This is a genomic window from Kitasatospora sp. NBC_01302 (assembly GCF_035976515.1).
In the GTDB taxonomy this organism is placed as follows: domain Bacteria; phylum Actinomycetota; class Actinomycetes; order Streptomycetales; family Streptomycetaceae; genus Kitasatospora.
Map to the genome: position 1 here is coordinate 5,698,215 of NZ_CP108404.1, position 23,543 is coordinate 5,721,757.

26 protein-coding genes are annotated in these 23,543 nt (G+C 73.7%); 15 read left to right on the top strand and 11 right to left on the bottom strand.

The genetic code is table 11. The annotated features are described in order from the left end of the window. Window positions 1-36 precede the first annotated feature (36 nt). Genes OG294_RS25030 through OG294_RS25040 form a run of 3 tightly spaced genes read right to left on the bottom strand, consistent with a single transcriptional unit; the run spans window position 37 to window position 1,621 of the window. Window positions 37-468, bottom strand: coding sequence for a DUF6113 family protein (locus OG294_RS25030; protein WP_327068797.1), 432 nt, complete (start codon window positions 466-468; stop codon window positions 37-39). Beyond that, window positions 468-1,382, bottom strand: a complete 915-nt coding sequence (mshB, locus tag OG294_RS25035; RefSeq protein ID WP_327068798.1) for an N-acetyl-1-D-myo-inositol-2-amino-2-deoxy-alpha-D-glucopyranoside deacetylase — start codon at window positions 1,380-1,382, stop codon at window positions 468-470. The genes OG294_RS25030 and mshB overlap by 1 nt, the downstream gene beginning before the upstream one ends. Window positions 1,383-1,426: 44 nt before the next feature. Beyond that, the gene (locus OG294_RS25040; RefSeq protein ID WP_327068799.1) at window positions 1,427-1,621 is read right to left on the bottom strand and encodes a DUF2304 domain-containing protein; all 195 of its coding nucleotides are present in this window, start codon (window positions 1,619-1,621) and stop codon (window positions 1,427-1,429) included. Window positions 1,622-1,901: 280 nt separating this feature from the next. Here OG294_RS25040 and OG294_RS25045 point away from each other — a divergent pair, with 280 nt between their 5' ends. The 4 genes from OG294_RS25045 (at window position 1,902) to OG294_RS25060 (ending at window position 7,191) form a co-directional block, all read left to right on the top strand. After that, window positions 1,902-4,043 carry a S9 family peptidase gene (locus OG294_RS25045; protein WP_327068800.1) on the top strand — a complete coding sequence of 714 codons (2,142 nt, stop codon included), beginning with the start codon at window positions 1,902-1,904 and terminating at the stop codon, window positions 4,041-4,043. A gap of 126 nt (window positions 4,044-4,169) precedes the next feature. Continuing rightward, window positions 4,170-5,135: an ABC transporter ATP-binding protein gene (locus tag OG294_RS25050; RefSeq protein ID WP_327068801.1), complete on the top strand. Its 966-nt coding sequence runs from the start codon at window positions 4,170-4,172 to the stop codon at window positions 5,133-5,135. After that, window positions 5,132-5,854 (top strand): ABC transporter permease, encoded by a 723-nt coding sequence (locus OG294_RS25055; protein ID WP_327068802.1) that lies wholly within the window; start codon window positions 5,132-5,134, stop codon window positions 5,852-5,854. Before OG294_RS25050 ends, OG294_RS25055 begins: the two co-directional genes overlap by 4 nt. Before the next feature lie 8 nt (window positions 5,855-5,862). Beyond that, the gene (locus OG294_RS25060) at window positions 5,863-7,191 is read left to right on the top strand and encodes a sensor histidine kinase (protein WP_327068803.1); all 1,329 of its coding nucleotides are present in this window, start codon (window positions 5,863-5,865) and stop codon (window positions 7,189-7,191) included. Window positions 7,192-7,299: 108 nt separating this feature from the next. Here the strand turns inward: OG294_RS25060 and OG294_RS25065 are convergent, their stop codons facing one another. Next, window positions 7,300-7,509, bottom strand: coding sequence for a hypothetical protein (locus OG294_RS25065; RefSeq protein ID WP_327068804.1), 210 nt, complete (start codon window positions 7,507-7,509; stop codon window positions 7,300-7,302). A gap of 168 nt (window positions 7,510-7,677) precedes the next feature. On the opposite strand from OG294_RS25065, the gene OG294_RS25070 reads away from it, so the two are divergent. After that, on the top strand, window positions 7,678-8,319 hold the full coding sequence (locus OG294_RS25070) for a response regulator transcription factor (protein WP_327068805.1): 642 nt from the start codon (window positions 7,678-7,680) through the stop codon (window positions 8,317-8,319). 25 nt (window positions 8,320-8,344) lie between these two features. Here OG294_RS25070 and OG294_RS25075 read toward each other — a convergent pair whose 3' ends face one another. Further along, a complete protein-coding gene (locus OG294_RS25075) occupies window positions 8,345-9,229 on the bottom strand; it encodes a transglutaminase-like domain-containing protein (protein WP_327068806.1) in 885 nt (294 codons plus the stop codon). Between the two features lie 99 nt (window positions 9,230-9,328). Then, window positions 9,329-10,351, bottom strand: coding sequence for a GNAT family N-acetyltransferase (locus OG294_RS25080; protein WP_442789359.1), 1,023 nt, complete (start codon window positions 10,349-10,351; stop codon window positions 9,329-9,331). Between the two features lie 141 nt (window positions 10,352-10,492). Here OG294_RS25080 and fdxA point away from each other — a divergent pair, with 141 nt between their 5' ends. Together fdxA and dapC are read left to right on the top strand one after the other, a co-directional pair. Continuing rightward, complete coding sequence (gene fdxA / locus OG294_RS25085; RefSeq protein WP_184935784.1) at window positions 10,493-10,822, top strand: ferredoxin; 330 nt, start codon at window positions 10,493-10,495, stop codon at window positions 10,820-10,822. Window positions 10,823-10,826: 4 nt separating this feature from the next. Continuing rightward, window positions 10,827-11,969, top strand: a complete 1,143-nt coding sequence (dapC, locus tag OG294_RS25090; protein WP_442789209.1) for a succinyldiaminopimelate transaminase — start codon at window positions 10,827-10,829, stop codon at window positions 11,967-11,969. 89 nt (window positions 11,970-12,058) lie between these two features. On the opposite strand, the gene OG294_RS25095 is transcribed toward dapC, so the two are convergent. Both OG294_RS25095 and OG294_RS25100 read right to left on the bottom strand, forming a co-directional pair. Further along, window positions 12,059-13,003: a hypothetical protein gene (locus OG294_RS25095; protein WP_327068808.1), complete on the bottom strand. Its 945-nt coding sequence runs from the start codon at window positions 13,001-13,003 to the stop codon at window positions 12,059-12,061. Window positions 13,004-13,357: 354 nt separating this feature from the next. Continuing rightward, on the bottom strand, window positions 13,358-14,371 hold the full coding sequence (locus OG294_RS25100; RefSeq protein WP_327068809.1) for a hypothetical protein: 1,014 nt from the start codon (window positions 14,369-14,371) through the stop codon (window positions 13,358-13,360). A gap of 158 nt (window positions 14,372-14,529) precedes the next feature. On the opposite strand from OG294_RS25100, the gene dapE reads away from it, so the two are divergent. Together dapE and OG294_RS25110 are read left to right on the top strand one after the other, a co-directional pair. Continuing rightward, window positions 14,530-15,618, top strand: coding sequence for a succinyl-diaminopimelate desuccinylase (gene dapE, locus OG294_RS25105; RefSeq protein WP_327068810.1), 1,089 nt, complete (start codon window positions 14,530-14,532; stop codon window positions 15,616-15,618). A 91-nt stretch (window positions 15,619-15,709) separates the two neighbouring features. Beyond that, window positions 15,710-16,549, top strand: a complete 840-nt coding sequence (locus OG294_RS25110) for a TIGR00730 family Rossman fold protein (RefSeq protein ID WP_327068811.1) — start codon at window positions 15,710-15,712, stop codon at window positions 16,547-16,549. A gap of 53 nt (window positions 16,550-16,602) precedes the next feature. On the opposite strand, the gene folP is transcribed toward OG294_RS25110, so the two are convergent. Next, entirely contained in the window at window positions 16,603-17,415 is an 813-nt protein-coding gene (gene folP, locus OG294_RS25115; RefSeq protein ID WP_327071650.1) for a dihydropteroate synthase, read from the bottom strand. Window positions 17,416-17,614: 199 nt separating this feature from the next. Between folP and OG294_RS25120 the strand changes: the two genes are divergently transcribed. Continuing rightward, complete coding sequence (locus tag OG294_RS25120) at window positions 17,615-18,079, top strand: DivIVA domain-containing protein (RefSeq protein WP_327068812.1); 465 nt, start codon at window positions 17,615-17,617, stop codon at window positions 18,077-18,079. Then, window positions 18,076-18,642, top strand: coding sequence for a DNA-3-methyladenine glycosylase I (locus OG294_RS25125; RefSeq protein WP_327068813.1), 567 nt, complete (start codon window positions 18,076-18,078; stop codon window positions 18,640-18,642). The genes OG294_RS25120 and OG294_RS25125 overlap by 4 nt, the downstream gene beginning before the upstream one ends. Window positions 18,643-18,731: 89 nt before the next feature. On the opposite strand, the gene OG294_RS25130 is transcribed toward OG294_RS25125, so the two are convergent. Beyond that, window positions 18,732-19,532 carry an enoyl-CoA hydratase/isomerase family protein gene (locus OG294_RS25130; RefSeq protein ID WP_327068814.1) on the bottom strand — a complete coding sequence of 267 codons (801 nt, stop codon included), beginning with the start codon at window positions 19,530-19,532 and terminating at the stop codon, window positions 18,732-18,734. A 387-nt stretch (window positions 19,533-19,919) separates the two neighbouring features. Between OG294_RS25130 and OG294_RS25135 the strand changes: the two genes are divergently transcribed. Then, window positions 19,920-20,087 carry a DUF3117 domain-containing protein gene (locus OG294_RS25135; protein WP_280668201.1) on the top strand — a complete coding sequence of 56 codons (168 nt, stop codon included), beginning with the start codon at window positions 19,920-19,922 and terminating at the stop codon, window positions 20,085-20,087. A gap of 176 nt (window positions 20,088-20,263) precedes the next feature. Here OG294_RS25135 and OG294_RS25140 read toward each other — a convergent pair whose 3' ends face one another. Further along, complete coding sequence (locus OG294_RS25140) at window positions 20,264-20,896, bottom strand: O-methyltransferase (protein ID WP_327071651.1); 633 nt, start codon at window positions 20,894-20,896, stop codon at window positions 20,264-20,266. A gap of 330 nt (window positions 20,897-21,226) precedes the next feature. On the opposite strand from OG294_RS25140, the gene sigE reads away from it, so the two are divergent. From sigE to OG294_RS25155, 3 genes are all read left to right on the top strand, one after another. Next, window positions 21,227-21,949 (top strand): RNA polymerase sigma factor SigE, encoded by a 723-nt coding sequence (sigE, locus tag OG294_RS25145; RefSeq protein ID WP_327068815.1) that lies wholly within the window; start codon window positions 21,227-21,229, stop codon window positions 21,947-21,949. Beyond that, window positions 21,946-22,893, top strand: a complete 948-nt coding sequence (locus tag OG294_RS25150) for a zf-HC2 domain-containing protein (RefSeq protein ID WP_327068816.1) — start codon at window positions 21,946-21,948, stop codon at window positions 22,891-22,893. The genes sigE and OG294_RS25150 overlap by 4 nt, the downstream gene beginning before the upstream one ends. Window positions 22,894-23,059: 166 nt before the next feature. After that, window positions 23,060-23,497 carry a sec-independent translocase gene (locus OG294_RS25155; protein ID WP_327068817.1) on the top strand — a complete coding sequence of 146 codons (438 nt, stop codon included), beginning with the start codon at window positions 23,060-23,062 and terminating at the stop codon, window positions 23,495-23,497. The last annotated feature ends 46 nt before the right edge of the window (window positions 23,498-23,543 follow it).

The following is a 23,543-nucleotide window of genomic DNA, read 5'->3' on the forward strand; positions in this document are numbered from 1 at the left end:
TACGGGGCGGGCGCGTTGACTGCCCGTCGGGTCCGGTCAGTCCCGCTGGCGCGGAATGCCGAAGGTGAACGGTGAGCGGGTCGGCAGCGTCGCGCACACCAGACCGGGCAGCCAGCCGCCCAGGACGTACACGTACGAGTCAACCCCGGTGGCCAGGACGAAGTCGCCCTCGGGGCGGGGGGACAGCAGGACCAGCAGGACCAGGAACCAGCCGATCATCGGCACGCCCGCGCCCAGCTTGGTGCCGGTCGCCCGCAGGCCCAGGTAGCAGACGGCGCCGTTGGCGAGCAGCGCGAACAGCAGGCCGGCCGGGCTCCACAGACCCTGCACAAAACAACCGCAGAGTGAGACCAGCGCGCCGAGCACGAAGAGCACCGCGTACCAGGCGATGCGCACCGGGCGCGCCGGCAGCGGCTCGGCCAGCCGCTGGGCCCGGGTGCCGAACAGGGTGTGCAGCGGGTTGCTCATCAGGACTCGATTCCGGTGGCGCCGTCGCCGGACAGGCCGGCGAACAGGTCGGTCAGCGGTCGGGTGGTGCCGGCCTCGCCGCGGGCCAGCTGGTAGTACTCGTCGGCCACCAGCGGCTGCCAGCGGTCGTTGCTCAGCGCGAAGAAGGTGCCGTCCACGGTGATCTGGGTGACGTGCGCGCGCATCGCGGCGGCCTTGCGGTCGGCGAACCCGGCGCCGTCGAGTGCCGCGTCGATCAGCTCGTCCGCGACCACGCCCGGCACGTCCTCGGGGTCGGCGGCCAGCTCGAAGCGCTCGGCGGCGGCCCGCAGCCCGGTCAGCAGCACCGAGCGCGGCATGCGGTTCCAGAAGATCCTGGCGATCCGCCAGGCCGGGCCGAGGTCGGGGCGGAAGGCGGGGTCGGCGGCGAGCTCGGCGGCGCGCATCGCGACCCGGTGCGCCTGGATGTGGTCCGGGTGCCCGTAGCCGCCGTGCTCGTCATAGGTGACCAGGACCTGCGGGCGCACCTCGCGCACCACGGCGACCAGCTCCGCGGCGGCCTCGTCCGGATCGGCCTGCCAGAAGCAGTCGGGACGGTCGTTCTCCGGCATGCCGAGCATGCCGGAGTCCCGGTACCGTCCCCGGCCGCCCAGGAAGCGGACGTCGGTCACGCCGACCTCCCGCATCGCGGCGGCCAGCTCGCCGATCCGGTGGGCGCCCAGTTCGTCCTGCCGGTCCGCCGTCAGGTGGGCCAGCTCGGCCGGGATCACCTCGCCGCCCTCGCCGAGGGTGCAGGTCACCAGGGTGACCTGGGCGCCCTCGGCGGCGTAGCGGGCCATGGTGGCGCCGTTGCCGATCGACTCGTCGTCGGGGTGGGCGTGCACCAGCAGCAGGCGGCGGTCTGCGGTCGTGGTCCGGTCGGCGGCAGCGGTCATGGGGAGCAGCCTAACGACCGCCGCCACGACCGCTGCCCCAGGTCTCAGAGCTTCAGGTCATTGAGCATCCCGGCGAGGTTGCTGGTCACCTGCTGGATCGACGGCGCGATCGAGGTGGAGGCGAGGTAGAAGCCCAGCAGCGAGCAGATGACCGCGTGGGCCAGCTTGAGGCCGGAGCGGCGGACCAGGACCACCACGATGACCAGCATCAGCATGGCTGCGGAGATGGACAAAGCCATGACGGCTCACACCCCTTCTCGGGTGCGCCGCCCGTGCGGGCGGCGGTTGGACCGTGTCGGACAGGGTCGAACCGGATATCGATCATCCGGATCCCCGAACAAGGAATACCCGATCAGTGAGGATCGCATTACTGTCCGTGAGTCCGCGCCGGTCGTGGCGCGGGCCCTCGAAGCGGCGCAACAGCCGGTGGGAAGGGGTGCGAGGGGCTGTGCGGGCGACTTCCTGACGCTGCGCCGAACGAGTGAGCGGCGGCAGGTCGACGCCGTAAGGTGCGGTGCCATGACCACTGAAGCTCCCTCAGCCACCGCTCAGGACACCTTCCCCCGGCAGTACGCGCGGACCCTGCGCTACACCGTCGGCCAGCCCCGTTCGTTCGCCGTGGCACCCGACGGGGCCCGGGTCGTCTTCCTGCGCTCCACCGGTCAGGACCGGGCCAACCTGCTCTGGACGCTGGACCCGGCCACCGGCGCGGAGACCGTCGCCGCCGACCCCGCGCAGCTGCTCGGTGGCGGCGAGGAGGACCTCTCGCCGGCCGAGCGCGCCCGCCGCGAGCGCAGCCGGGAGGGCTCGGCCGGCATCGTCGGCTACGCGCTGGACGGTGCGGCCACGCTTGCCGCCTTCGCCCTCTCCGGGCGGCTCTTCACCGCCGACCTGGTGGCCGGCGCGGCCCGCGAGCTGCCCGCCGCCGGACCGCTGCTCGACCCGCGCCCCTCGCCCGACGGCCGCTGGATCGCCTACCCGACCACCGCGGGCGCGCTGCGCCTGATCGCGGCCGACGGCAGCGCGGACCGCGCGCTCGCGGAGCCCGAGGCGGCCGGGGTGACCTGGGGTCAGGCGGAGTTCATCGCCCAGGAGGAGATGGACCGGGACCGCGGCTACTGGTGGTCCCCGCGCAGCGATGCGCTGCTGGTCGCGCGGGCCGACGACGCGCCGGTGCAGCGCTGGTGGATCGCCGACCCGGCCAGTCCCGCGACGGTGCCCACCGAGGTCGCCTACCCGGCCGCCGGCACCCCCAACGCCGAGGTCACGCTCTGGCTGGTCACCCTGGACGGCACCCGCACCGAGGTCGTCTGGGACCGCGCCGCCTACCCGTACCTGGGCCGGGTGCACTGGTCGGCGGGCGGCGTGCCGCTGCTCCTGGTGCAGGCCCGCGACCAGCGCAGCCAGCTGCTGCTGACCGTCGACCCGGCCACCGGCGCCACCGGCGAGCTGCTCGCCGAGCGTGACGCGGCCTGGCTGGAGCTGTTCCCCGGGGCGCCCGCCTGGACCCCGGACGGGCGGCTGGTGCGGATCAGCGACGAGCCCGGCCACCGCGCGCTCCTCGTCGACCAGGTCGAGCTGACCGACGACACCCTGCACCTGCGGGCCGTGCTGGCGGTGGGTGCCGGGGAGGTCCTGTGCACCGCGAGCGCGGGCGAGGGCGCCGAGGACCAGACCCCGGGCCTGCAGGGCCTGTACGCCGTCCCGCTGGACGGCTCGGGCCCGCGCCTGCTGCGCCGGGGCGCGGCACTGGACGCGGTGCGCGGCGGCGAGGTCACCGTGCTCTCCAGCTCGGCCCTGGACCGCCCGGGCCGCCGGGCCGAGGTGCTGCGCGGTGGGGAGAGCCTCCTGACCGTCACCTCGTACGCGCAGACCCCGGTGCTCACCACCCGGCCGCAGTTCCGGCTGGCCGGGGAGCGCCGGATCCCGGCCGCCGTGGTGCTGCCGACCGGCTACGACCGGGAGCGCGACGGCCTGCTGCCGGTGCTGATGGACCCGTACGGCGGCCCGCACGCCGCGATGGTGGTGCAGGCCCACAACGCCTTCCTCAGCTCGCAGTGGTTCGCCGACCAGGGCTTCGCCGTGGTGGTCGCCGACGGCCGCGGCACCCCGGGCCGCAGCCCGGCCTGGGAGAAGGCGATCGCCTTCGACTTCGCCGGCGTCACCCTGGACGACCAGGTCGAGGCCCTGCAGGCGCTGGCCGAGGAGTTCCCGCTGGACCTGGGCCGGGTGGCCATCCGTGGCTGGTCCTACGGCGGGTACCTGTCGGCGCTGGCCGTGCTGCGCCGTCCCGACGTCTTCCACGCGGCGGTGGCCGGCGCTCCGGTGACCGAGTGGCGGCTCTACGACACCCACTACACCGAGCGCTACCTGGGCCACCCCGACGAGCGCCCGGAGGTCTACGAGGCCAACTCGCTGACCGGGGACGCGGCCCGGCTGGAGCGCCCGCTGATGATCGTGCACGGTCTGGCCGACGACAACGTGGTGGCCGCGCACACCCTGCGGCTCTCCTCGGCCCTGCTGGCCGCGGGCCGCCCGCACACCGTGCTGCCGCTGTCCGGCGTCACCCACATGACGCCGCAGGAGCAGGTGGCGGAGAACCTGCTGCTGCTCCAGGTCGACTTCCTGAAGGAGAAGCTGGGCCTGAAGCCGACGCCGTGACCCCGGGCGTCCTCGGCATGACATCCGTCATGCCGAGGACGCGACGACGCACACTGCCGCGCCCGGCGCCGCTCCGCCATCCTGGTCGGGTCAGCACAACGGCAGTAGACGACGGGGAGAGCCGCCATGCCCGAGGAAGTGGCCGCGTTCAGACGGGTCAGCAAGAGCTACGGTCACGTCAAGGCGGTGAACGGGCTCGACCTGACGCTCCATCCGGGCCAGACCGTGGCGCTGCTCGGTCCCAACGGCGCGGGCAAGTCCAGCAGCCTGGACCTGCTGCTCGGCCTGCGTGACCCCGACCAGGGGGAGGTCACCCTGTTCGGCGGCACCCCGCGCGCGGCGGTGGCGGCCGGGCGGGTGGGCGCGATGCTGCAGAGCGGCGGCCTGATGACCGACGTCAAGGTGCGCGAGCTGGTGCAGCTGGCCTGTGACGTGCACCCGCGCGGCCACCGGGTCGAGCAGGTGCTGCAGGACGCGGGCATCACCGAGATCGCCGACCGCCGGGTGGACAAGCTCTCCGGCGGCCAGGAGCAGCGGGTGCGCTTCGCGCTGGCGATCGCCGGGCAGAACGACCTGATCGTGCTGGACGAGCCGACCACCGGCATGGACGTCTCGGTCCGCCAGCAGTTCTGGGGCGCGATGCGCCGGCAGGCCGAGGAGGGCCGCACGGTGCTCTTCGCCACCCACTACCTGGAAGAGGCCGACTCGATCGCGGACCGGGTGCTGGTGCTGCACCGCGGGCGGCTGATCGCCGACGGCTCGTCCGCCGAGATCAAGGCCAAGGCCGGCGCCCGGCGGGTCAGCTTCGAGCTGCACGCGACGGACGGCCAGGTCGAGGAGTCCGCGCTGCGGGCGCTGCCGAGCCTGGTGGCGCTGGAGATCAGCGGCCCGGCGAGCGGGGTGCGCACGGTGCGGATCCGCTCCACCGACGCCGACGCGGTGGTGGCCGGGCTCTACCGGGCCGGCTGCTACCCGCGCGGTCTGGAGGTCACCAGCCTCGGGCTGGAGCAGGCCTTCCTGACCATCACCAGCGAGCAGGACGAGCAGGACGAGCACGACGGCACCCTGAGCGGGACGGAGCAGGCGCGATGAGGACCCTGATCAAGCTGGAGATCCTGCGCACGCTGCGCAACCGGCGCTACGTCTTCTTCACGGTGCTGTACCCGTCGCTGATGTACTTCTTCTTCATCAGCGCCTACAGCAACGGCAACGTCTCCACCGGGGTCAGTGCCAAGAGCTACTTCATGGTCTCGATGGCCACCTTCGGCGCGGTCGGCGCGGTGCTCACCGGCAGTGCGCAGCGGATCTCGCTGGAGCGCAAGAGCGGCTGGACCCGACAGCTGCGGCTGACCGCGCTGCCCGGCCGGGCGTACGCGGTGGCGAAGATCAGCTCCTGCGCGGTGACCACGCTGCCCTCGATCCTGGTGGTCTTCGTGCTCGGCGCCTTCGAGGGCGTGCGGCTGGACGCCGGGCAGTGGCTGGGCCTGGTGGCCGCGCTCTGGGTGGGCAGCTTCGTCTTCGCGGCCCTGGGCGTGGCGCTCGGGTACGCGGCGGAGCCGAGCGCGGTGCAGCCGATCGTGATGATCGTCTACATGCTGATGGCGGCCTTCGGCGGCACCTGGTTCCCGGTCACCGGCGGGCTGAAGTCGGTGGCCCGGTTCAACCCGGTCTACCTGTACAACCAACTGGCGGGCTTCGTGCACCCCGGCACCTCCTTCGACGTGTCGGCCGCGGCCGGGCTGGCCGGGTTCCTGGCGGTCTTCGTGGCCGGGGCGGCCGTGCTGTACCACAGGGACACCAAGCAGGCATGATGGCCGCCATGTCGACAACACCGCTGGACCGCCGCCCGGACGAGTCCGAGGCGGCGGACCAGGGGCGTTCCACCGGCTCACCGTCCGGCGCCGGCTCACCGTCCGGCGCCGGCTCATCGTCCGGCGCCGCCGAGCGGGCGCTGGCCGCCGCGGACGGCGAGCTGCAGTTCAAGGGCGCGGTCCCGGGCGGTCCGGTGGACAACCGGCGCCAGCTGCTGGTGAAGCTCTGCTGGATGCTGCTGTGGGCGTTCTACCTGGTCTACCCGATCAAGGACCTGACGGGCAGCCACCACGGTCCGGCCGCCAAGGCGTTCGGCTGGGCCGCCCTGGCCGGCTTCCTGGGCTGCTACGTCACCCTGGTGCTCTTCCGCTCGATGCGGGGCATCCGGTGGCGCGGCAGTTACCCGCTGGTCGCCGTGATGGCGGTGCTCGCGCCGGCCACCAGCCTCGGCCTGGGCACCGACTGGCTGGTCATGTTCAACTACCTGGCGGTCGCGGTCGGTGCGGTGCTGGTGCCGCGGCTGGCGCTCGCCGGGGTCGCCACGGTCACCGGGGCGATGGCGGTGACCGCTCTGTCGCTCTCCCAGGACCTGGGCACGATCGGGGAGCTGGCCCTGCCGGCCTTCCTCAGCGGCGCCGCGATGATCGGGATGCAGCGCCTGGTCGGTGTGATGCGCGAACTGCGCGACGCCCGTGAGACGGTGGCGCACCTGGCGGCGGCCGAGGAGCGGCTGCGGCTGGCCCGTGACATGCACGACCTGCTCGGTCACTCGCTCTCGCTGATCACCCTCAAGAGCGAGCTGGCCGGACGGTTCATGGAGGCCGGCCAGCAGGAGGCGGCGCGGGCCCAGGTGACCGACATCGAGCAGGTGGCGCGCGAGTCGCTGACCGACGTCCGGGCGGCCATCACGGGCTACCGCAGGCCCACCCTGCCGGTCGAACTCTCCGCCGCCCGCCGGGCGCTGAGCACCGTCGGAGTGACCCTGGAGGCGCCCGCCGCACTGGCCGAGGACCGGCCGGGGCTCGGCGCGGCGGAGGCCGAGACGCTCGCCTGGGCGCTGCGCGAGGCGGTCACCAACATCGTCCGGCACGCGCAGGGCGCCACCCTCTGCACGATCGGCCTGGACGAGACCTGGGACGGTGAGGGCGGGCGCTACGCCGTCCTGGAGATCACCGACAACGGGGCCGGGCCGGGCAAGTCGGGCCCCGGCAACGGGCTGTCCGGCCTCGACGAGCGGCTCGCGCTGGTCGGCGGCCGCCTGGAGACCTCACCGGGCCAGCACGGCAAGGGATTCCGGATCCGGGCCCTGGTCCCGCTGGGCGCCCGGGTGGCCTGACGGCGCCTCAGGCCCCGTCAACGGCAACGGCCGGGACGGCGGCGCACAGGTGCGCCTGGCCGGCCCGGCCGCACGATTGAGATCCGCGCGGGGGACTCGCGGGGGAAATCAGTCGGACGAGGCGTCGAAGCTGCCCTCGGAGCCACCCTCGTTGCTCCAGGTGGCGCCGGCCTGGCCGCGGCCCGCCATGGCGGTGCCGCTGTTGTTGTGGTACTTCGCCTCGGAGCCGCTGATGCTGTGGGCGCTGGCGCCGGTCGCGGTACCGGCGACCGCGATGCCAGCGAGGGCAAAGCCGACCAGGGCGGTGCGAATTCGCATAAGTATTCCCTTCTCCGGCGGACCGATGATTATGGCCCGTTATGTCCAAGAGAATGCACTATCTGACATGGGGTCAGTTAGTCGCGTACGCACGCTTTCACCCTGTTGGGCGTAGTACGCCGCACTCCTGGTGGAAGGCGGCGGGCGGATATTGCCTAGGCTGGCCGCATGACGGACAAGACGGGGGCAGGAACGCCTGTGCAAGGGATAAGGGTCCTGCTCGCCGAGGACCAGGGCATGGTGCGCGAGGCGCTGGCGGCGCTGCTCGGGCTGGAGGGCGACATCCAGGTCGTCGCCCAGGTGTCGCGGGGGGACGAGGTGGTCGACGCGGTGCTCGCGCACGACGTCCAGGTCGCCGTGCTGGACATCGAGATGCCCGGGATGACGGGGATCGAGGCGGCGGCCGAGCTGAAGCGGCGCTGCCCGGGCACCAAGGTGGTGATCGCCACCACCTTCGGGCGCCCCGGCTACCTGCGCCGGGCGATGGAGAGCGGGGCGGACGCCTTCCTGGTCAAGGACGCCCCGGCGGCCGAACTCGCCGAGGCGGTGCGGCGGGTGCTGCGCGGCGAGCGGGTGATCGACCCGACCCTGGCCGCAGCCGCGCTGGCCGAGGGCGCCAACCCGCTGACCGGGCGCGAGCTGGACGTGCTCGGGGCGGCCTCGGACGGCGCGGTGAACGCCGAGATCGCCCGGCGCCTGCACCTGTCGGAGGGCACGGTGCGCAACTACCTGTCGATGGCGATCCAGAAGACCGGCGCCCGCAACCGCGCCGAGGCGATCCGGATCGCCAAGGAGAAGGGCTGGATGTGACCCCGGACCGGCCCGGCCCGACCGCCTAGTTGAGGCGGTGCCGGGCCGACCGGGCCTCCTGGCGGACCTTGGCGGCGGACTCCGGATCGAAGGTGTCCAGGATCCGCGCGTAGTCCTCCATCTCGGCCGCCCCGCCCAGGAAGTCGCCGGTGCGCACGAGCAGTTCGGCCCGTTCCAGGCGCAGCTGGGCCGGGTGCCGGGGGAGCAGCAGCGACAGCTCGGTGGCCCACAGCTGCACCCTGGCCTGCTCCGGCCGGTCGGCGGCCCAGCTGCGGATGTTGCCCAGCACCCGCAGCGTGAGGTCCAGCGGCTGGGCGGGCGTCAGCAGGTCGGGGGTGAAGCGGTGGCCGGCGGCGAGCACGATGGTGGCGGCGTCCTGCGAGCTGAGCAGCCGCCCGCCGTGGAAGGGGTCCGCCAGCACGTACTCCTCGCCCGGCTCGGGGCCGCCCACCGCGACGATGAAGTGCCCCGGCAGCGCGATCCCGTGCACCGTCAGCCCGGCCCGGGCGGCCACCGCGGACCAGACCAGGCTCAGCATGATCGGCAGGCCGCGCCGGCGCCGCAGCACCTCGGGCAGCAGCGAGGACTCCAGCCGCCGGTAGTCCGACTGCCGGCCGTGGAAACGTTCCCGGCCGCCCAGCACCGCCGCCAGCAGGGCCGCGGTCTCCTCCGGCGTGGCGGGGGAGCGCTCGGCGACCGCGCGCCGCACCGCGGCCGCGTGTCGGTCCAGGGCGGCCTGACAGGCCGCCAGCAGCGCCTCCAGGGTGGGCGGCGGCTCCAGGCGGCCGTCCTCGGTGTAGCCGGGGTCGGCCAGGGTGTGCTCTGCGGCGGCCAACAGGCAGAGCAGCACCGGATCGGGCTGCTCCGACCTGGCCTCGGCGCGGAAGCGGGTTCTGCTCTGCTCGGTCACGGTGGCTGCGCTGGCTTTCGTGCGTGACGGCTTTCGGCTGACGGGCGGGGACCCCGCGAGGGGATTCCCATGGCGGGAACCTACGTGGAGGGCCGAGCCCTAAGGAAGACGGGCGTAGTGGTAAGTGTGACTCGTCGTGAAGCCGAGTCCGTCATAGAGCGTGATCGCACCACTGTTCTCGGCCTCCACCTGCAGGTAGGCGCCCTGCGCGCCCTCCTCGGCGGCGCGTGCCGCCAGCGCCGCCATCACGGCCGTCGCAAGCCCCCGCCGTCGGGCGTCGGGGCGCACCTCGACGGCCCCGAAGCAGGCCCACGGGCCGTCGATGACGCACCGCCCGATCGCCGACGGGACGCCGCCGTGCGGGTCGGGGACGGTGGCGAACCAGACCGAGGGGCCGCCGTGCAGCACCTGGCGGGCGGCCTCGGTGAGCGCCGGGTCGGCCTCCACCCGCTGGTAGGCCGACAGCCACCCGGGGCCGGCGACGCGCGACAGCCGGACCGCCCCCGCCCCCGCGCCCGCGCCCGCGCCGCGGCCGGCCCGGGCGAGCGGGGCCAGCGGCGCGGTGCGCACCAGGGTCGGCGCGAACCGGGCACCCAGCCGGTCCAGCTCCGCGGTCAGCTCGGCCGGCGAGCCCGGGGTGACCAGTTCGACCCAGGTGGGCAGCCCGCGCTCGCCGTACCACTGCCGGGCCCGCACCAGCGCCTGCGGCAGCGGCAGCCCGGGGTCGCCGAGGGTCTGCACCGAGTTGGCTCGGCGGGTGAAGCCGGCCGAGGCGCGCAGCAGCCACTCGCCGAGCGGCTGCTGCTCCACGGCGGGCCAGCCGCGCGCGGCGATCCGCTGCAGCTCGACGGGGCCGGTGGCGGGCAGCGGCGTGTTCCTGGCCGGGAAGAGCGGGACCGCCTTGCCCGCGACCAGTCGCTCGAGCGGGATCCGCACCTCGCAGCGGTCGCGGGTGACCACGGTCAGCTCATGATCGTCCCAGGATGTGAGCACGCCGATCGCATCGCGGAACGAAGGGCGACCGGTGGCCGGGTCGGGCGCCGGCTCGACCTGTCGCACAGAGACCCGTCGTCCCACGTCAGAGCGGTCTATCCGGACCTCGGGGCGGGCACCGATCGGAATAGGGGTGCTACTCAAGCTAACCTCCGGTGCATTTGTAGTCTCTGACCCGCGATACTAGGTGCGGGCATCGACGACGCCGCGCTCACCCGCGCACGCAAGCAGATAGTTTGGGCACCGGCCCAACCGAGGAGGAACGACAGCGTGACCTACGTCATCGCGCAGCCTTGTGTCGACGTCAAGGACAAGGCGTGCATCGAAGAATGCCCGGTTGACTGCATCTATGAGGGCGAGCGCTCCCTTTACATCCACCCGGATGAGTGCGTCGACTGTGGTGCGTGCGAGCCGGTCTGCCCGGTCGAGGCGATCTTCTACGAGGACGACACTCCGGAGGAGTGGAAGGACTACTACAAGGCGAACGTCGAGTTCTTCGACGACCTCGGTTCGCCCGGTGGTGCCTCGAAGCTCGGCCTGATCGAGCGGGACCACCCGTTCATCGCGGCCCTGCCGCCGCAGAACCAGGGCGAGCACTGAGCCTGTGAGCACGAACGAACCGCGCGCGCCGTTCCCGGGTCACCCGGGGGCGGCGCGCCGCGTCTCCGACCTTCTGCCGGTCTTCCCCTGGGACAAGCTGGAGCCGTACAAGGCCACCGCGCTCGCCCATCCGGACGGGCTGTGCGACTTCTCGGTCGGCACGCCGGTGGACCCGGTCCCCGAGCTGGTCCAGAAGGCGCTGGCGGCCAGCAGCGACACCCCGGGCTACCCGACCGTGTGGGGGACGCCCGAGCTGCGGCAGGCGATCGCCGGGTGGCTGCGCCACCGGGTCGGCGCCGAGATCGCGCCGGACGCCGTGCTGCCGACCATCGGCTCCAAGGAACTGGTGGCCTGGCTGCCGGGCCAGCTCGGCCTCGGTCCGGGCGATCAGGTGGCCTATCCGCGCCTGGCCTACCCCACCTACGAGGTCGGCGCCCGCCTGTGCGGCGCGACGCCGGTCGAGTACGAGGACGTCGAGGAGCTGGACCCCGCCCGGGTGCGGCTGATCTGGCTCAACTCGCCCTCGAACCCCACCGGGCGGGTGCTGACGGCCGATCAGCTGCGCCGCGCGGTGGCCTGGGCCAGGACGCACGGGGCGCTGCTGGTCAGCGACGAGTGCTACCTCGAGCTGGGCTGGGAGGCCGAGCCGGTCTCGGTGCTGCGGGCCGACGTCTGCGGCGGCTCGCACGAGGGCCTGCTGGCCGTGCACTCGCTCTCCAAGCGCTCCAACCTGGCTGGCTACCGCGCCTCCTTCGTGGCGGGCGACCCGGTGGTGGTGCGCGAGCTGCTGGAGATCCGCAAGCACGGCGGCATGATCGTGCCGGCGCCGGTCCAGGCGGCCACCATCGCGGCGCTCGGTGACGACGCGCACGTGGCCGAGCAGCGGTCCCGGTACGCCGCCCGCCGCTCGGCGCTGCGGGACGCGCTGACCGCCCACGGCTTCCGGATCGAGCACTCCGAGGCCAGCCTGTACCTGTGGGCCACCCGGGACGAGCCGTGCTGGGACACCGTGGCGGCGCTGGCCGAGCTGGGCATCCTGGTGGCGCCCGGCGACTTCTACGGGCCCGCGGGCGAGCGGTTCGTCCGGGTCGCGTTCACCGCGACCGACGAGCGGGTCGCGGCGGCGGTGCGGCGGCTGAACGGCTGACACCCGGCCGGGACGGCAGCACAACGGGCGGTGGGGACGGTTGAGAACCGTCCCCACCGCCCGTTTCGTCAGGTGCGGCTGCCGGCCGGTCAGCTCACCGACGGCGTGTGCTGCAGCGCCCCGGTCAGGCCGCCGAGCAGGTTCGGCACGCTGCCCAGGTCGGGCAGGCCGCCCAGCCGGTGGGCGCTCTCGCCGGCCTGGCCGTTCAGCTGGGCCAGGTGCAGTGCGTCGGTGGCCTCGGTCGGGTGCACCAGGTCGCCGGCCTGCGGGGTGCCGCTGGTCAGGTGCTCGGCGCTGGGCAGGCCGTGCTCACCGAGGTGCTGGGTGGCGGGCACCGCGCCGAGCAGGTGGCCGGAGTCGGGCAGCGCGCTGCCCAGGCCCTCGGAGCTGGGCAGCGCGCCGGCCAGCCGGTCCTGGCCCGGCATCGCGGCGGACAGGCTGCTGGTGGCCGGCACCTGGCCGAGCAGGTGGCGGGTGGCGCCGAGCGGGTTGCTCACGGTGTCGGCGTTGACCACCTTGTCCACCCCGCTCACGGTCGGCGGGCCCGGCAGCGAGCCGGGGGCGGCCAGCGCGCCGGTGCCGGACAGCGGCGAGGCGGGCATCGCGGGCATCGAGCGGGTCGCGCCGCCGGGCAGCGAGCCGCCGACCAGCGGGACCAGCTTGTGGGCGGTCTCGGTCAGCAGGCCGCTGGCGGCCGTGGTCGAGCCGTCCTGGTGGTTGAGCTCGTCCACCATCTTGTCGGTCTGGGGCAGCGCGGTGGCCGCCATCATGCCGGTGGCGTCGGCGGCGGCCGGCACGGCCGTGCGGCCGAGCACCGCGGCGGTGGTGCCCAGGGCCTGCCCGGCCTGGTGCGTCTCCCCCTGCAGGGTCGAGGTCTTGGTGACGCCGTCCAGCTTGCTGAACCCGGAGCCGAGGTCGGTGCCGTGCGGGACCAGCTCGGCGGCCGACGCCGACCCGGCGGCGATCAGCGGGGTCGCGCCGGCCGCGACCAGGAGTGCGGCCTGGGCGATCCGGCGCGAGAGGGGGAGGGACATGGTGCTCCTAAGAGGTGACGACACGACGGGTCCGCCGGGCGGACGCCGTGATTACCGCCTGAGGAGCGAGAAGGTTTCGGTGACCGAGGGTAAAGAGTCCCTAAAGATCGCATGATCTTTTTTCTGGCATCCGGGACATTTCGTCCGCGGGCCGCGCTTCCGAAGGAACGTCACTTCCGTTGCGCGCCAAGGCTCGGGGATGCGCGGCCGGTCCGCCCCCGCGCGGGGACGGACCGGCCGCGGCGCGCGCCGTACCGGACGGCCGCGTCCACTCGGCGTCCCGATGTTCACTCGCCGGAGGGGCAAACGGCCCGGTGTTCGTCAATTCGCGTTGACGATCCCGAGGGGCGGGCGTCAGTGCTTCGCGGAGGGCATCCCGAGGGTCACCAGGACCTGGGTCGTCGAGGTCGCGCCCGCCAGCGGCTGCCAGCCGCCGGAGGAGCGGTCGATCCGCCACACCTTGCCGTTGTAGGCGACGGTGCCGATGCTCAGCTCCTGGGCGTGCGCCACCGCCCACTGCGCCACCGCCCAGCCGCTCTGCAGCTGCGCGTCCTGGCCCCCGCCGGTGTTCAGGCCGGGGTCGGGGGTGAGGGCGAGCGCCGGGCTCGTCGTGGCCCCGCTGATGGCCGGGCTGCTGGTGGCCGGGCTCGCCGCCACCGCCCGCCCGAACTCGCGCTGCACCTGGAGGGTCACCAGCTGCGCCCCGCTCGGGGCGGCCGGGCTCGCCGTGCCGCTCGGCGAGGCCGCACCGGTGTCGACCTGGTCGGACTGCGGGAAGGAGTTCACCGTGCAGCTGAAGGTGGCCTGGGTGTGGCCGGTGAGCGCCTCGGCCAGCAGGGTGGCGTTGGCCTCGTGCTTGGCGTACGCGCCGGGGTAGCCGCTCTTCTGTACGTCCTGCGCGGCCTCGGTGAGCGGCAGCCGCGCGTAGCCCTGCACCTTCACCAGCGCGTCCAGGAACTTGTTGGTGGCGTAGACCGGGTCCATGATCTGCTGCTCGGTGCCCCAGCCCTGGGAGGGCCGCTGCTGGAACAGGCCCACCGAGTCGCGGTCGCCGCCCGCCAGGTTGTGCAGCTTGGACTCCTGCATCCCGGTGGCCAGCGCGATGGTCAGGGCGCGCTCCGGCAGCCCGCGGGAGATGCTCACCGCCGCGATGGTGGCCGCGTTGGAGCCCTGGTCCAGGTCCATCGTGACCGGCTTGCCGCCGGGCTGGGTGACCTCGCACTGCTCCGCGCTCTCGCCCAGGTGGTTGCGGTTCCACAGCACCAGCCCGGCGATCACCGCCCCGACCAGCAGCAGCGACGTCAGCACCCAGCGCAGCGGCCTGCGGCGCCGACGGCGGCCACGGGCCGCCCCCTCCTCAATGACCACCGTGGCCCCTCTCGCCTCGCGTTTGTGTCCCGCACACCGTACTCAGTCACCACCTGACCGGACGACTGTGCGGTCTGTGCTGGTTGCGTCGGGACGCAAGCGATCACCTCGGCCGTGCCGCGCGGAGCCGCTCCCGGCGCCCCCACTAGGCTTGCGCCATGAGCAGCCAGCCCGCCACCAGCGTCCCGACCGCCCTCGATCTGAGCCTGGACGGCGGTGCGCTCACCGCGCAACTGGTCGACATCCCCTCGGTCAGCGGGGACGAGCAGGCGCTGGCCGACGCGGTGGAGGCCGCGCTGCGCACCCTGCCGCACCTGACCGTGGACCGCTACGGCAACAACGTGGTGGCCCGCACGGACTTCGGGCGCTCCGAGCGGGTGCTGCTGGCCGGCCACCTGGACACCGTGCCGATCGCCGACAACCTGCCCTCCCGGGTCGAGGGCGACCTGCTCTGGGGCTGCGGCACCACCGACATGAAGTCCGGCGTCGCCGTCCAGCTGCGGCTGGCCGCCACCCTGACCGACCCCAACCGCGACCTGACCTTCGTCTTCTACGACTGCGAGGAGGTCGACGCCGCCCGCAACGGCCTCGGCCACCTGGTCGCCCAGCACCCCGACTGGCTGGCCGCGGACTTCGCGGTGCTGCTGGAGCCCAGCGAGGCGATGGTCGAGGGCGGCTGCCAGGGCACCCTGCGGGCCCAGGTGCTGCTGACCGGCACCAGGGCCCACTCGGCCCGCAGCTGGCTCGGCGACAACGCGATCCACCAGGCCGCCGTGGTGCTCGGCCGGCTCGCCGACTACCAGCCGCGCCGGGTGGAGATCGACGGCCTGGAGTACCGCGAGGGCCTGAACGCGGTGCGGATCGAGGGCGGGGTGGCGGGCAACGTGATCCCGGACGAGTGCGTGGTGACCGTCAACTTCCGCTACGCGCCGGACCGAACCGAGGCCGAGGCCGCGGCGCACGTGCGCGAGGTGTTCCAGGGGTTCCGGGTCGAGGTCACCGACAGTGCGCCCGGCGCGCTGCCCGGGCTCGCCCAGCCGGCCGCCCAGGCCTTCCTGGCGGCCACCGGCGGCAGCGCCCGGGCCAAGTACGGCTGGACGGACGTGGCGCGGTTCAGCGCGCTGGGCGTGCCCGCCGTCAACTACGGCCCGGGCGACCCGAACCTGGCCCACAAGCGGGACGAGCACTGCTCGCTGAGCGCGATCGCCGAGTGCGAGCGCCGGCTGCGCGACTGGCTGACCGCCTGACCGCCTGACCGCCTGACCGTCGCCGTACCGTCAGCTGCCGGCCCGACAAAGGTTCCCCGTTAATCACCCCTGCCAGGCGTACAGTTTCGTCATGACAGGGACATCAGCGCACGACGGCGCAGACGGACGGCGCTTCGGCCACGGGCCGGAGCTGGTGGAGCCGGACCTCACGGATTCGGAGCCGACCAAGAAGGCCTGGCCGGAGAAGCAGAAGGGCCCGGTGCTGCTGCGCCGCGAGCAGGTCGGCACCGGCACCACGGACCAGCGGCTGCTGGACACCACCGGCCCCACCGACTGGCTGCACACCGACCCCTGGCGGGTCTGGCGGATCACCTCGGAGTTCGTCGAGGGCTTCGGCGCGCTCGCCGAACTCCCGACCGCGGTCAGCGTCTTCGGCTCGGCCCGGACGCCGGTCGACTCGCCCGAGTACGCGGCCGGGGTGGCGATCGGCCGGGCGCTGGCCGAGGCCGGCTACGCGGTGATCACCGGCGGCGGCCCCGGGGCGATGGAGGCGGCCAACCGCGGCGCCTCCGAGGCCGGCGGGCTGAGCGTGGGCCTGGGCATCGAGCTGCCCTACGAGCAGGGCCTGAACGAGTTCGTCGACCTCGGGCTGAACTTCCGCTACTTCTTCGTCCGCAAGACGATGTTCGTGAAGTACGCGCAGGGCTTCGTGGTGCTGCCCGGCGGCCTGGGCACCCTGGACGAGCTCTTCGAGGCGCTCACCCTGGTGCAGACGAAGAAGGTCACCAGGTTCCCGGTGATCCTCTTCGGCAGCGCCTACTGGAGCGGGCTGGTGGCCTGGCTGCGGGACACCCTGGTCGCCCAGGGCAAGGCCGCGGCGGCGGACCTCGAACTGTTCCACGTCACCGACGAGGTGGACGAGGTGCTGAAGATCCTGGCCGAGAGCCGCCGCCCCAACGGCGAGATCTAGGACCTGTCCGGCGGCCGCTGATCCGGGCCCGGGGATCGGACCCCGGGCCCGGATCAGGCCAGGCCGCGGCGGGCCACCGCCGGCGGCCGGACGCCCTGGATCGAGGCGACCATGTCCAGCACCTGCCGGGTCTCGGCCACCTGGTGCACCCGGTAGATCCGGGCGCCCAGCCAGGCCGAGACGGCGGTGGTGGCCAGGGTGCCCAGCAGCCGCTGGTCGACCGGCTTGTCCAGGGTCTCGCCGACGAAGTCCTTGTTGGAGAGCGAGACCAGCACCGGGAACCCGGTGGCGGTCATCTCCGGCAGCCGCCGGGTGGCCTCCAGCGAGTGCCGGGTGTTCTTGCCGAAGTCGTGCCCGGGGTCGATGATCAGCGCGTCCCGGCGCACCCCGAGCGCGGCGGCCCGCTCGGCCAGCCCGACCGTGACCCGCAGGATGTCCGCCATCACGTCCGGGTAGCCGATCCGGTGCGGGCGGGTGCGCGGCTCGGCCCCGCCGGCGTGCGTGCAGACCAGGCCCACGCCGTGCCGGGCGGCGACCTCGGCGAGCCGCGGGTCGACCCCGCCCCAGGCGTCGTTGAGCAGGTCGGCGCCGGCCTCGCAGACCGCCTCGCCCACCTCGTGCCGCCAGGTGTCCACGCTGATCACGGCCCCGGGGTGGCGCTTGCGCAGCTCGGCCACGAACGGCACGGTGCGGCGCAGCTCCTCCTCGACCGTCACCTCCTCGCCCGGACCGGCCTTGACCCCGCCGATGTCCAGGATCGCCGCGCCCTCGGCCATCGCCCGGTCGGCGGCGGCGAACGCGGCCTCGTCGGCGAAGGTCGCGCCGCGGTCGAAGAAGGAGTCCGGGGTGCGGTTGACGATGGCCATGATGACCAGTTCATCCGCGCCGAACTCGCGCGGTCCAAGGCGCAGTGCCACCCTTGCTCCTTCCGCCGTCCCCGGCAGGTGTCGCTGGTATCGCCGGGTATCGATCCAGGGGGACCCTGGTGCGATGATGGGGCCCCGGCCTTCCCAGGGACCATGATCCCTCACTCGGCCGCATACTCACGTGTCGGGAGGACAGCTCGTGTTCTGGGTGATCGTGGTGGCGATGGCCGTGGTGGTCGGTGGTGCCGCACTGGTGGCACTGGGCGGCGGTGGCTCGCTGCCGGAGGCCGTGCACGACCGGATCGCGGCCCGGCTGCCGCAGGAGCGTCCGCTGAGCCGGCAGGACGTGGACGAGATCCGGCTGCCGATGGCGGTGCGCGGCTACCGGATGGACGAGGTGGACGACGTGCTGGACCGACTGGGCGCCGAACTCGCCTACCGCGACACGCGGATCGCCGAGCTGGAGGCGGCCGTGGCGGGGCTGGACGCCGGGCGCGCGGGCGATGCCGAGCAGGCCGGTTCGCAGCCGCTGCCCGGCCTGGAGGACTTCGCCGCCGGCCAGGACACCGCCGTGGCGGCGCCCGAGCCCGTGCAGGCCGCCGTGGACGCCTCCGGGCGGGTGGACGCCACGCTGGAGGCGCCCGAGCGCGCGGAGCGGGCGTGACCGACCTCAGGACCGGCCCGGACGGCCTGCTGCGCTGCCCGTGGGGCGAGTCCGCCGACGACTACCGGGTCTACCACGACACCGAGTGGGGCAAGCCGGTGCACGGCGAGGACCCGCTCTTCGAGCGGATCTGCCTGGAGGCCTTCCAGTCCGGACTCTCCTGGATCACCATCCTGCGCCGCCGCGAGGGGTTCCGGGCGGCCTTCGCCGGCTTCGAGATCGCCAGGGTCGCGGCCTTCACCGAGCAGGACGAGGCCAGGCTGCTGACGGACACCGGGATCATCCGCAACCGGCTCAAGATCGCGGCGGCGGTCGCCAACGCCCGCGCGGCCCAGGACCTGGACGGCGGTCTGGACGCGCTGATCTGGGGATTCGCCCCCGATCCGGCCCGCCCGGCACCGCGCACGCTGGCCGACGTCCCCGCCGTCACCCCGGAATCGACCGCGCTGGCCAAGGAGTTGAAGCGGCGCGGCTTCAAGTTCGTCGGGCCGACCACCGCGTACGCGCTGATGCAGGCCTGCGGGCTGGTCAACGACCACCTGGCCGGCTGCCACGCCCGCTGACCGGCTGCTCCGGCAGAGCCGACCGATCCGACAGAGCCGACCGGCCCGCTGACCGTGCGTCAGCGGGCCGGTTCGCGTTCGGGGACCGGTCAGCGGCCCAGGAACTTCGGCTGCTCCTTGGCCAGGAAGGCGCGCACCGCGATCCGGTGGTCCTCGCTGGCCCCGGCCAGGGTCTGCAGCTCGTCCTCCTTGTCGAGCGTCTCGCTCAGCGAGTGCGAGGCGCCGAAGTCCACCGCGGCCTTGATCGCGCCGTAGGCCACCGTCGGGCCGTCCGCCAGCTTCCGGGCGAACGCGTGGGCGGCCTGGGCCAGCTCGGCGGCCGGGACGACCTGGGTGGCGAGCCCGAGGGTGAGCGCCTCGGCGGCCTTGACCGTCCGCGGGAACATCAGCAGCTCGGTGGCCCGGGCCGGCCCGACCAGCCGGGGCAGCGTCCACGACGCGCCCGAGTCGGCGGTCAGCGCCACGCCCGCGAACGAGGTGTTGAACCCGGCACTGTCGGCGACGATCCGGAAGTCGCAGGCGAAGGCCAGCGAGGCCCCGGCGCCGGCCGCCACCCCGCCGACCGCGGCCACGGTCGGCTTGCGCATCCCCGCCAGTGCCCGCACCAGCGGGTTGTAGTGCTCGGCGACGGTCTTCAGCGGCGGCTCGCCGGTCTGCTCGGCGCGCCCGAGCAGTTCGAGGTGTTCCTTGAGGTCCTGCCCGACGCAGAACGCCTTGCCGCCCGCGCCGGTCAGCAGCACCGCGCGCACCGCGGGGTCGCCGGCCGCCTCGGTGACGATGTCCCGCAGCGCCACCTTGGTCGGGGTGTCGAGCGCGTTCATCGCGTCCGGCCGGTTGATGGTGATGACGGCGAGCGCGCCGTCGAGCTCGTACAGGACGGAGTCGGACATCGGTGAGGGCTCCCAACCGTTCGGTAACACCGCGGACCTGAGTCAGCATGCCGGAGCGCGCGGACGGGCGGGAGTGTGAGGTAGCGCACCTTTGTCGCCTCTTGCGCGCGGGGAGCGCGGCGGTCACCGCGCGGGCTCCGGACGGCCGGATAGTAGCGGGCTCGGGCAGGTATGGCGCGGTAACTGATGGGTCTTCGCCCGGTCGGGTGAGGGCGGGACTGAGGCGTATTCAGCCGGTCCGTACCGGTGTGGCCGCTGGTGCGGAAAGAGTGATGTTGGTCATCGGGGCGCCGTATGCGGGATAATGGCTTCCGATCAATGCGTTCGATACCGGCGGTGGACGGACTGCTGGTACGTACCTGAGCGGTTGCAGGAAGGGGAACGAGCATGGCGGCCATGAAGCCGCGGACGGGTGACGGCCCGCTCGAGGTCACCAAAGAGGGGCGGGGCATCATCATGCGAGTTCCGCTCGAGGGCGGCGGTCGCCTGGTGGTGGAGCTCACTCCGGACGAGGCAATCGCCCTGGGTGAGGCCCTGAAGCAGGCCTGCGGCTGACTCCCGCACGAAGGACGCGTCCCGCGACGTCACTCAGCATCGCCACGGCGCACTCTCGGGGTCCGGCACCGACTGGTTTCACCAGCGGCACCGGGCCCCGCTCTCGTGCCCGTACGGCCGCCTTCCCGGGGCCCGTGCGGGCCCGCCGGGCTCCCGGCCCACCCGGGCCGTGCCGGTCAGCGCTTGACGGCGCACAGCAGCCCGTCGCTGACCGGCAGCAGCGCGGGCACCAGTGCCTTGCTCTCCCGCACCGCCTGCACCAGCTCGCGCATGGCGGCGGTCCCCGGATCCTCCAGTGCGGGGTCGGTCAGCCGCCCCTGCTGGAACACCCCCTCGAAGCAGACCGCGCCGCCCGGGCGCAGCAGCCGCAACGATTCTGCGAGATACGACCGCGACTCGGCGGGGTCGCCGTCGCAGAAGACGAGGTCGTACTGGCCGTCGGCGAGCCGCGGCAGCACGTCCAGCGCGCGCCCGGGTATGAAGCGGGCCCGGCCGGCCGCGAAGCCCGCCGCCAGATAGGCCTCGCGGGCCAGCTCCTGGCGGATCGGCTCCGGGTCGACGGTGGTCAGGATCCCGTCCGGGCGCATCCCGCGCAGCAGGTAGAGGCCCGACACCCCGGTGCCGGTGCCGATCTCGGCCACCGCCTTGGCGCCCAGCGCCGCGGCCAGCAGCCGCAGGCAGGCGCCGCCGCTGGGACCCACCGCCTGGACGCCGGTGCGGGCCGCCTGCGCCCGGGCATAGGTCAGCACGGCGTCCTCGCCGACGTAGGTGTCGGCGAGGGTCGCAGCCGCGGGCCCGAAGTCGATGATCTGGTCCTGGGGAGTAGGGGCGCTGCCGGATGTCGATATTTCCTGCCACAGATTACTGGCCGGGTGGGAACCGCGTCCGGCGGCGGGCCGTTGGAACGGTCAGAGAGCGACTGTGCCAACCCGCCGGGTTGCCCTGCCAGGGGGCTCGGGAGACGGTTCGTGGTGCTGTCGGGTGGATGAGCACACTTTTATCCGGAACTGACGGGTGAGGTGGATATGGTGGTGGCCCTGCTGGGCAGAAGAGCCAACCGAGGAGGTGTGGCCGAGGGCGACGTCCCTGTGCGGCGGCAACTCCGCGGCACCTCGTCGGCCCGTACGCCGAAGCCCGTGATGAACCAGTCTGCGTCCTCCCCCCTGAACCAGTCGTCCGACGGCACCGCCGCCGAGTCCTCGGCTCCCGTTGCGCTTGCGACCTTCGCCGAGGGGCCCGACGCGCAGAACTGGACCCCGCCCAGCTGGGAGGAGATCGTCGAGGCGCACAGCGCCCGCGTCTACCGCCTGGCCTACCGCCTGACGGGCAATCAGCACGACGCCGAGGACCTCACGCAGGAGGTCTTCGTCCGGGTCTTCCGTTCGCTGTCCACCTACACCCCCGGCACCTTCGAGGGCTGGCTGCACCGGATCACCACCAACCTCTTCCTCGACATGGTCCGCCGCCGCCAGCGGATCCGCTTCGACGCGCTGGCCGAGGACGCCGCCGAGCGGCTGCCCAGCCGTGAGCCGAGCCCGGCCCAGGCCTTCAGCGACACCCACTTCGACGCCGACGTGCAGCAGGCGCTGGACACCCTGGCGCCGGAGTTCCGCGCCGCCGTGGTGCTCTGCGACATCGAGGGCCTGTCCTACGAGGAGATCGCGGCCACCCTGGGCGTCAAGCTGGGCACCGTGCGCAGCCGGATCCACCGCGGCCGCTCGCACCTGCGCGCCGCGCTCAAGCACCGTGCGCCCGGTTCCGCGCCCGGCCGGGTCCGGCGCGGTGGTTCGGAGCAGCTGGAGCCGGTGGCGGCGGCCGTGGGAGAGGCCGGTGCGGGCGGGAGCGGGCGGAGGCGATCGTGAGCGCCGCAGGCCGCTCCGGCGCCCGGCGCCCGGTGCCCGCCGGGCAGGGGAACGCCCGGCAGGAGGCGTCCGTGCTGCGGCCGATCGCCGTACGCCAGAGCGAGTCGTCCCCGGTGGAGGAGCACCACCTCGGTGACCGGCTGACCGCCTACCTGGACGGCGAGCTGGGCCATGACGACCGTGAGCGGGTCCAGGCGCACCTGGCGACCTGTGCGGGCTGCCTGGCCGAGGCCGAGGAGGCCCGGTCGGTCAAGCAGCTGCTCACCAGGACCGATGCCCCCGGCCCGTCCGGGCAGCTGATGGCCCGGCTGCTCGCGGTCGCCGCGCTGCCCGACGACGAGGACCACCGCCCCGGCGGCGGCTCGGTGCTGCCGAGCGCGCCCACCCTGGGCGGCAGCAGGCTGACCGGCGGCTCGTTCGGCCGCGGTGCGGGTGCCTCGTTCGGTTCCGGCGCGCTGGGCGCCGGCAGTCCGCTGCCCGGAGTCGACCCCCGCCCGGCCCCCGGCCGGTGGTACCCGGAGACCGGGCGCGGCCCGGACGGGCGGCTGTGGAGCGGCCGGCGCGGTGCCTCCCGCTCGGGCGGCAGCGCCGAGAGCCAGCGCCCCGCGGCGCTGGGCCCGCGCTCGGGTCCGGGCGCGGCGCCGCGCGGACGGCGCCTGGTGGTGGCGGCGGCGGGCGCCTTCTCGGTGGCGGCGGTGGCACTGGGCGGCTTCGGCAGCCTGGGCCTGGCCGCGGTCGCCGGTGACAGCCCCTCGGACGAGCAGCACGGTACGGCGGTCAACCCCCAGGTGCCCGGCGGTGTCCCGGCGGCTCCGCTGCACGGCCCGCAGACGGTGGACCTGCCGTTCGGCGGCCCCGCCGACCACGGCTACGACCTGCTGAGCCCCGGGCCCACCGCCCGGGGAGTCAGCCCGGTGGCGCACGGACGCGTGTCAGCGCCCTAGGGCCGGACAGGCCCTGGCCCCGCCACCTCGAGGTACCCCGGCCACCGGCTGGTCTTTGCCACGGCTTCTTCCACCCGTGGGCCAGGACCGGCCGGTGGCTATTACCCTGTAGGGAGCCGGTGTCGCGGGCCGAACCGGGATCGTCCGCCAGCAGCTGGGAGTTCACGTGTTCTTCGACATCGGCGGCCTGGAGTGGATCACTCTCATCATCATGGCGATCGTGATCTTCGGGCCGGACAAGCTGCCGAAGCTGATCCAGGATGCCACCGGGTTCATCCGCAAGGTGCGCACCTTCGCGGACAACGCCAAGGAGGACATCCGCAACGAGCTCGGTCCGGAGTTCAAGGACTTCGAGTTCGAGGACCTCAACCCCAAGACCTTCGTGCGCAAGACGCTGGTCGGCGGCGAGGAGGACCCGCTGGGGCTGAAGGACCTGCGCGAGGGGCTGGACCTCAAGTCGGTGCTCGACGACAAGCCGGCCGCCGGCCGGGTCAGCACCACCAAGACCCCCGCCGCGGCGGGCGGTGCCGTCCCCAGCCCGGCCTCGGCCGGTCCGCCGCTGGCGGCCGGCGAGCGCCCGCCCTACGACCTCGACGCCACCTGAGCACCGGGGACCGCCCCGCACGAACTCCCGTACGGCCCTGTACGAC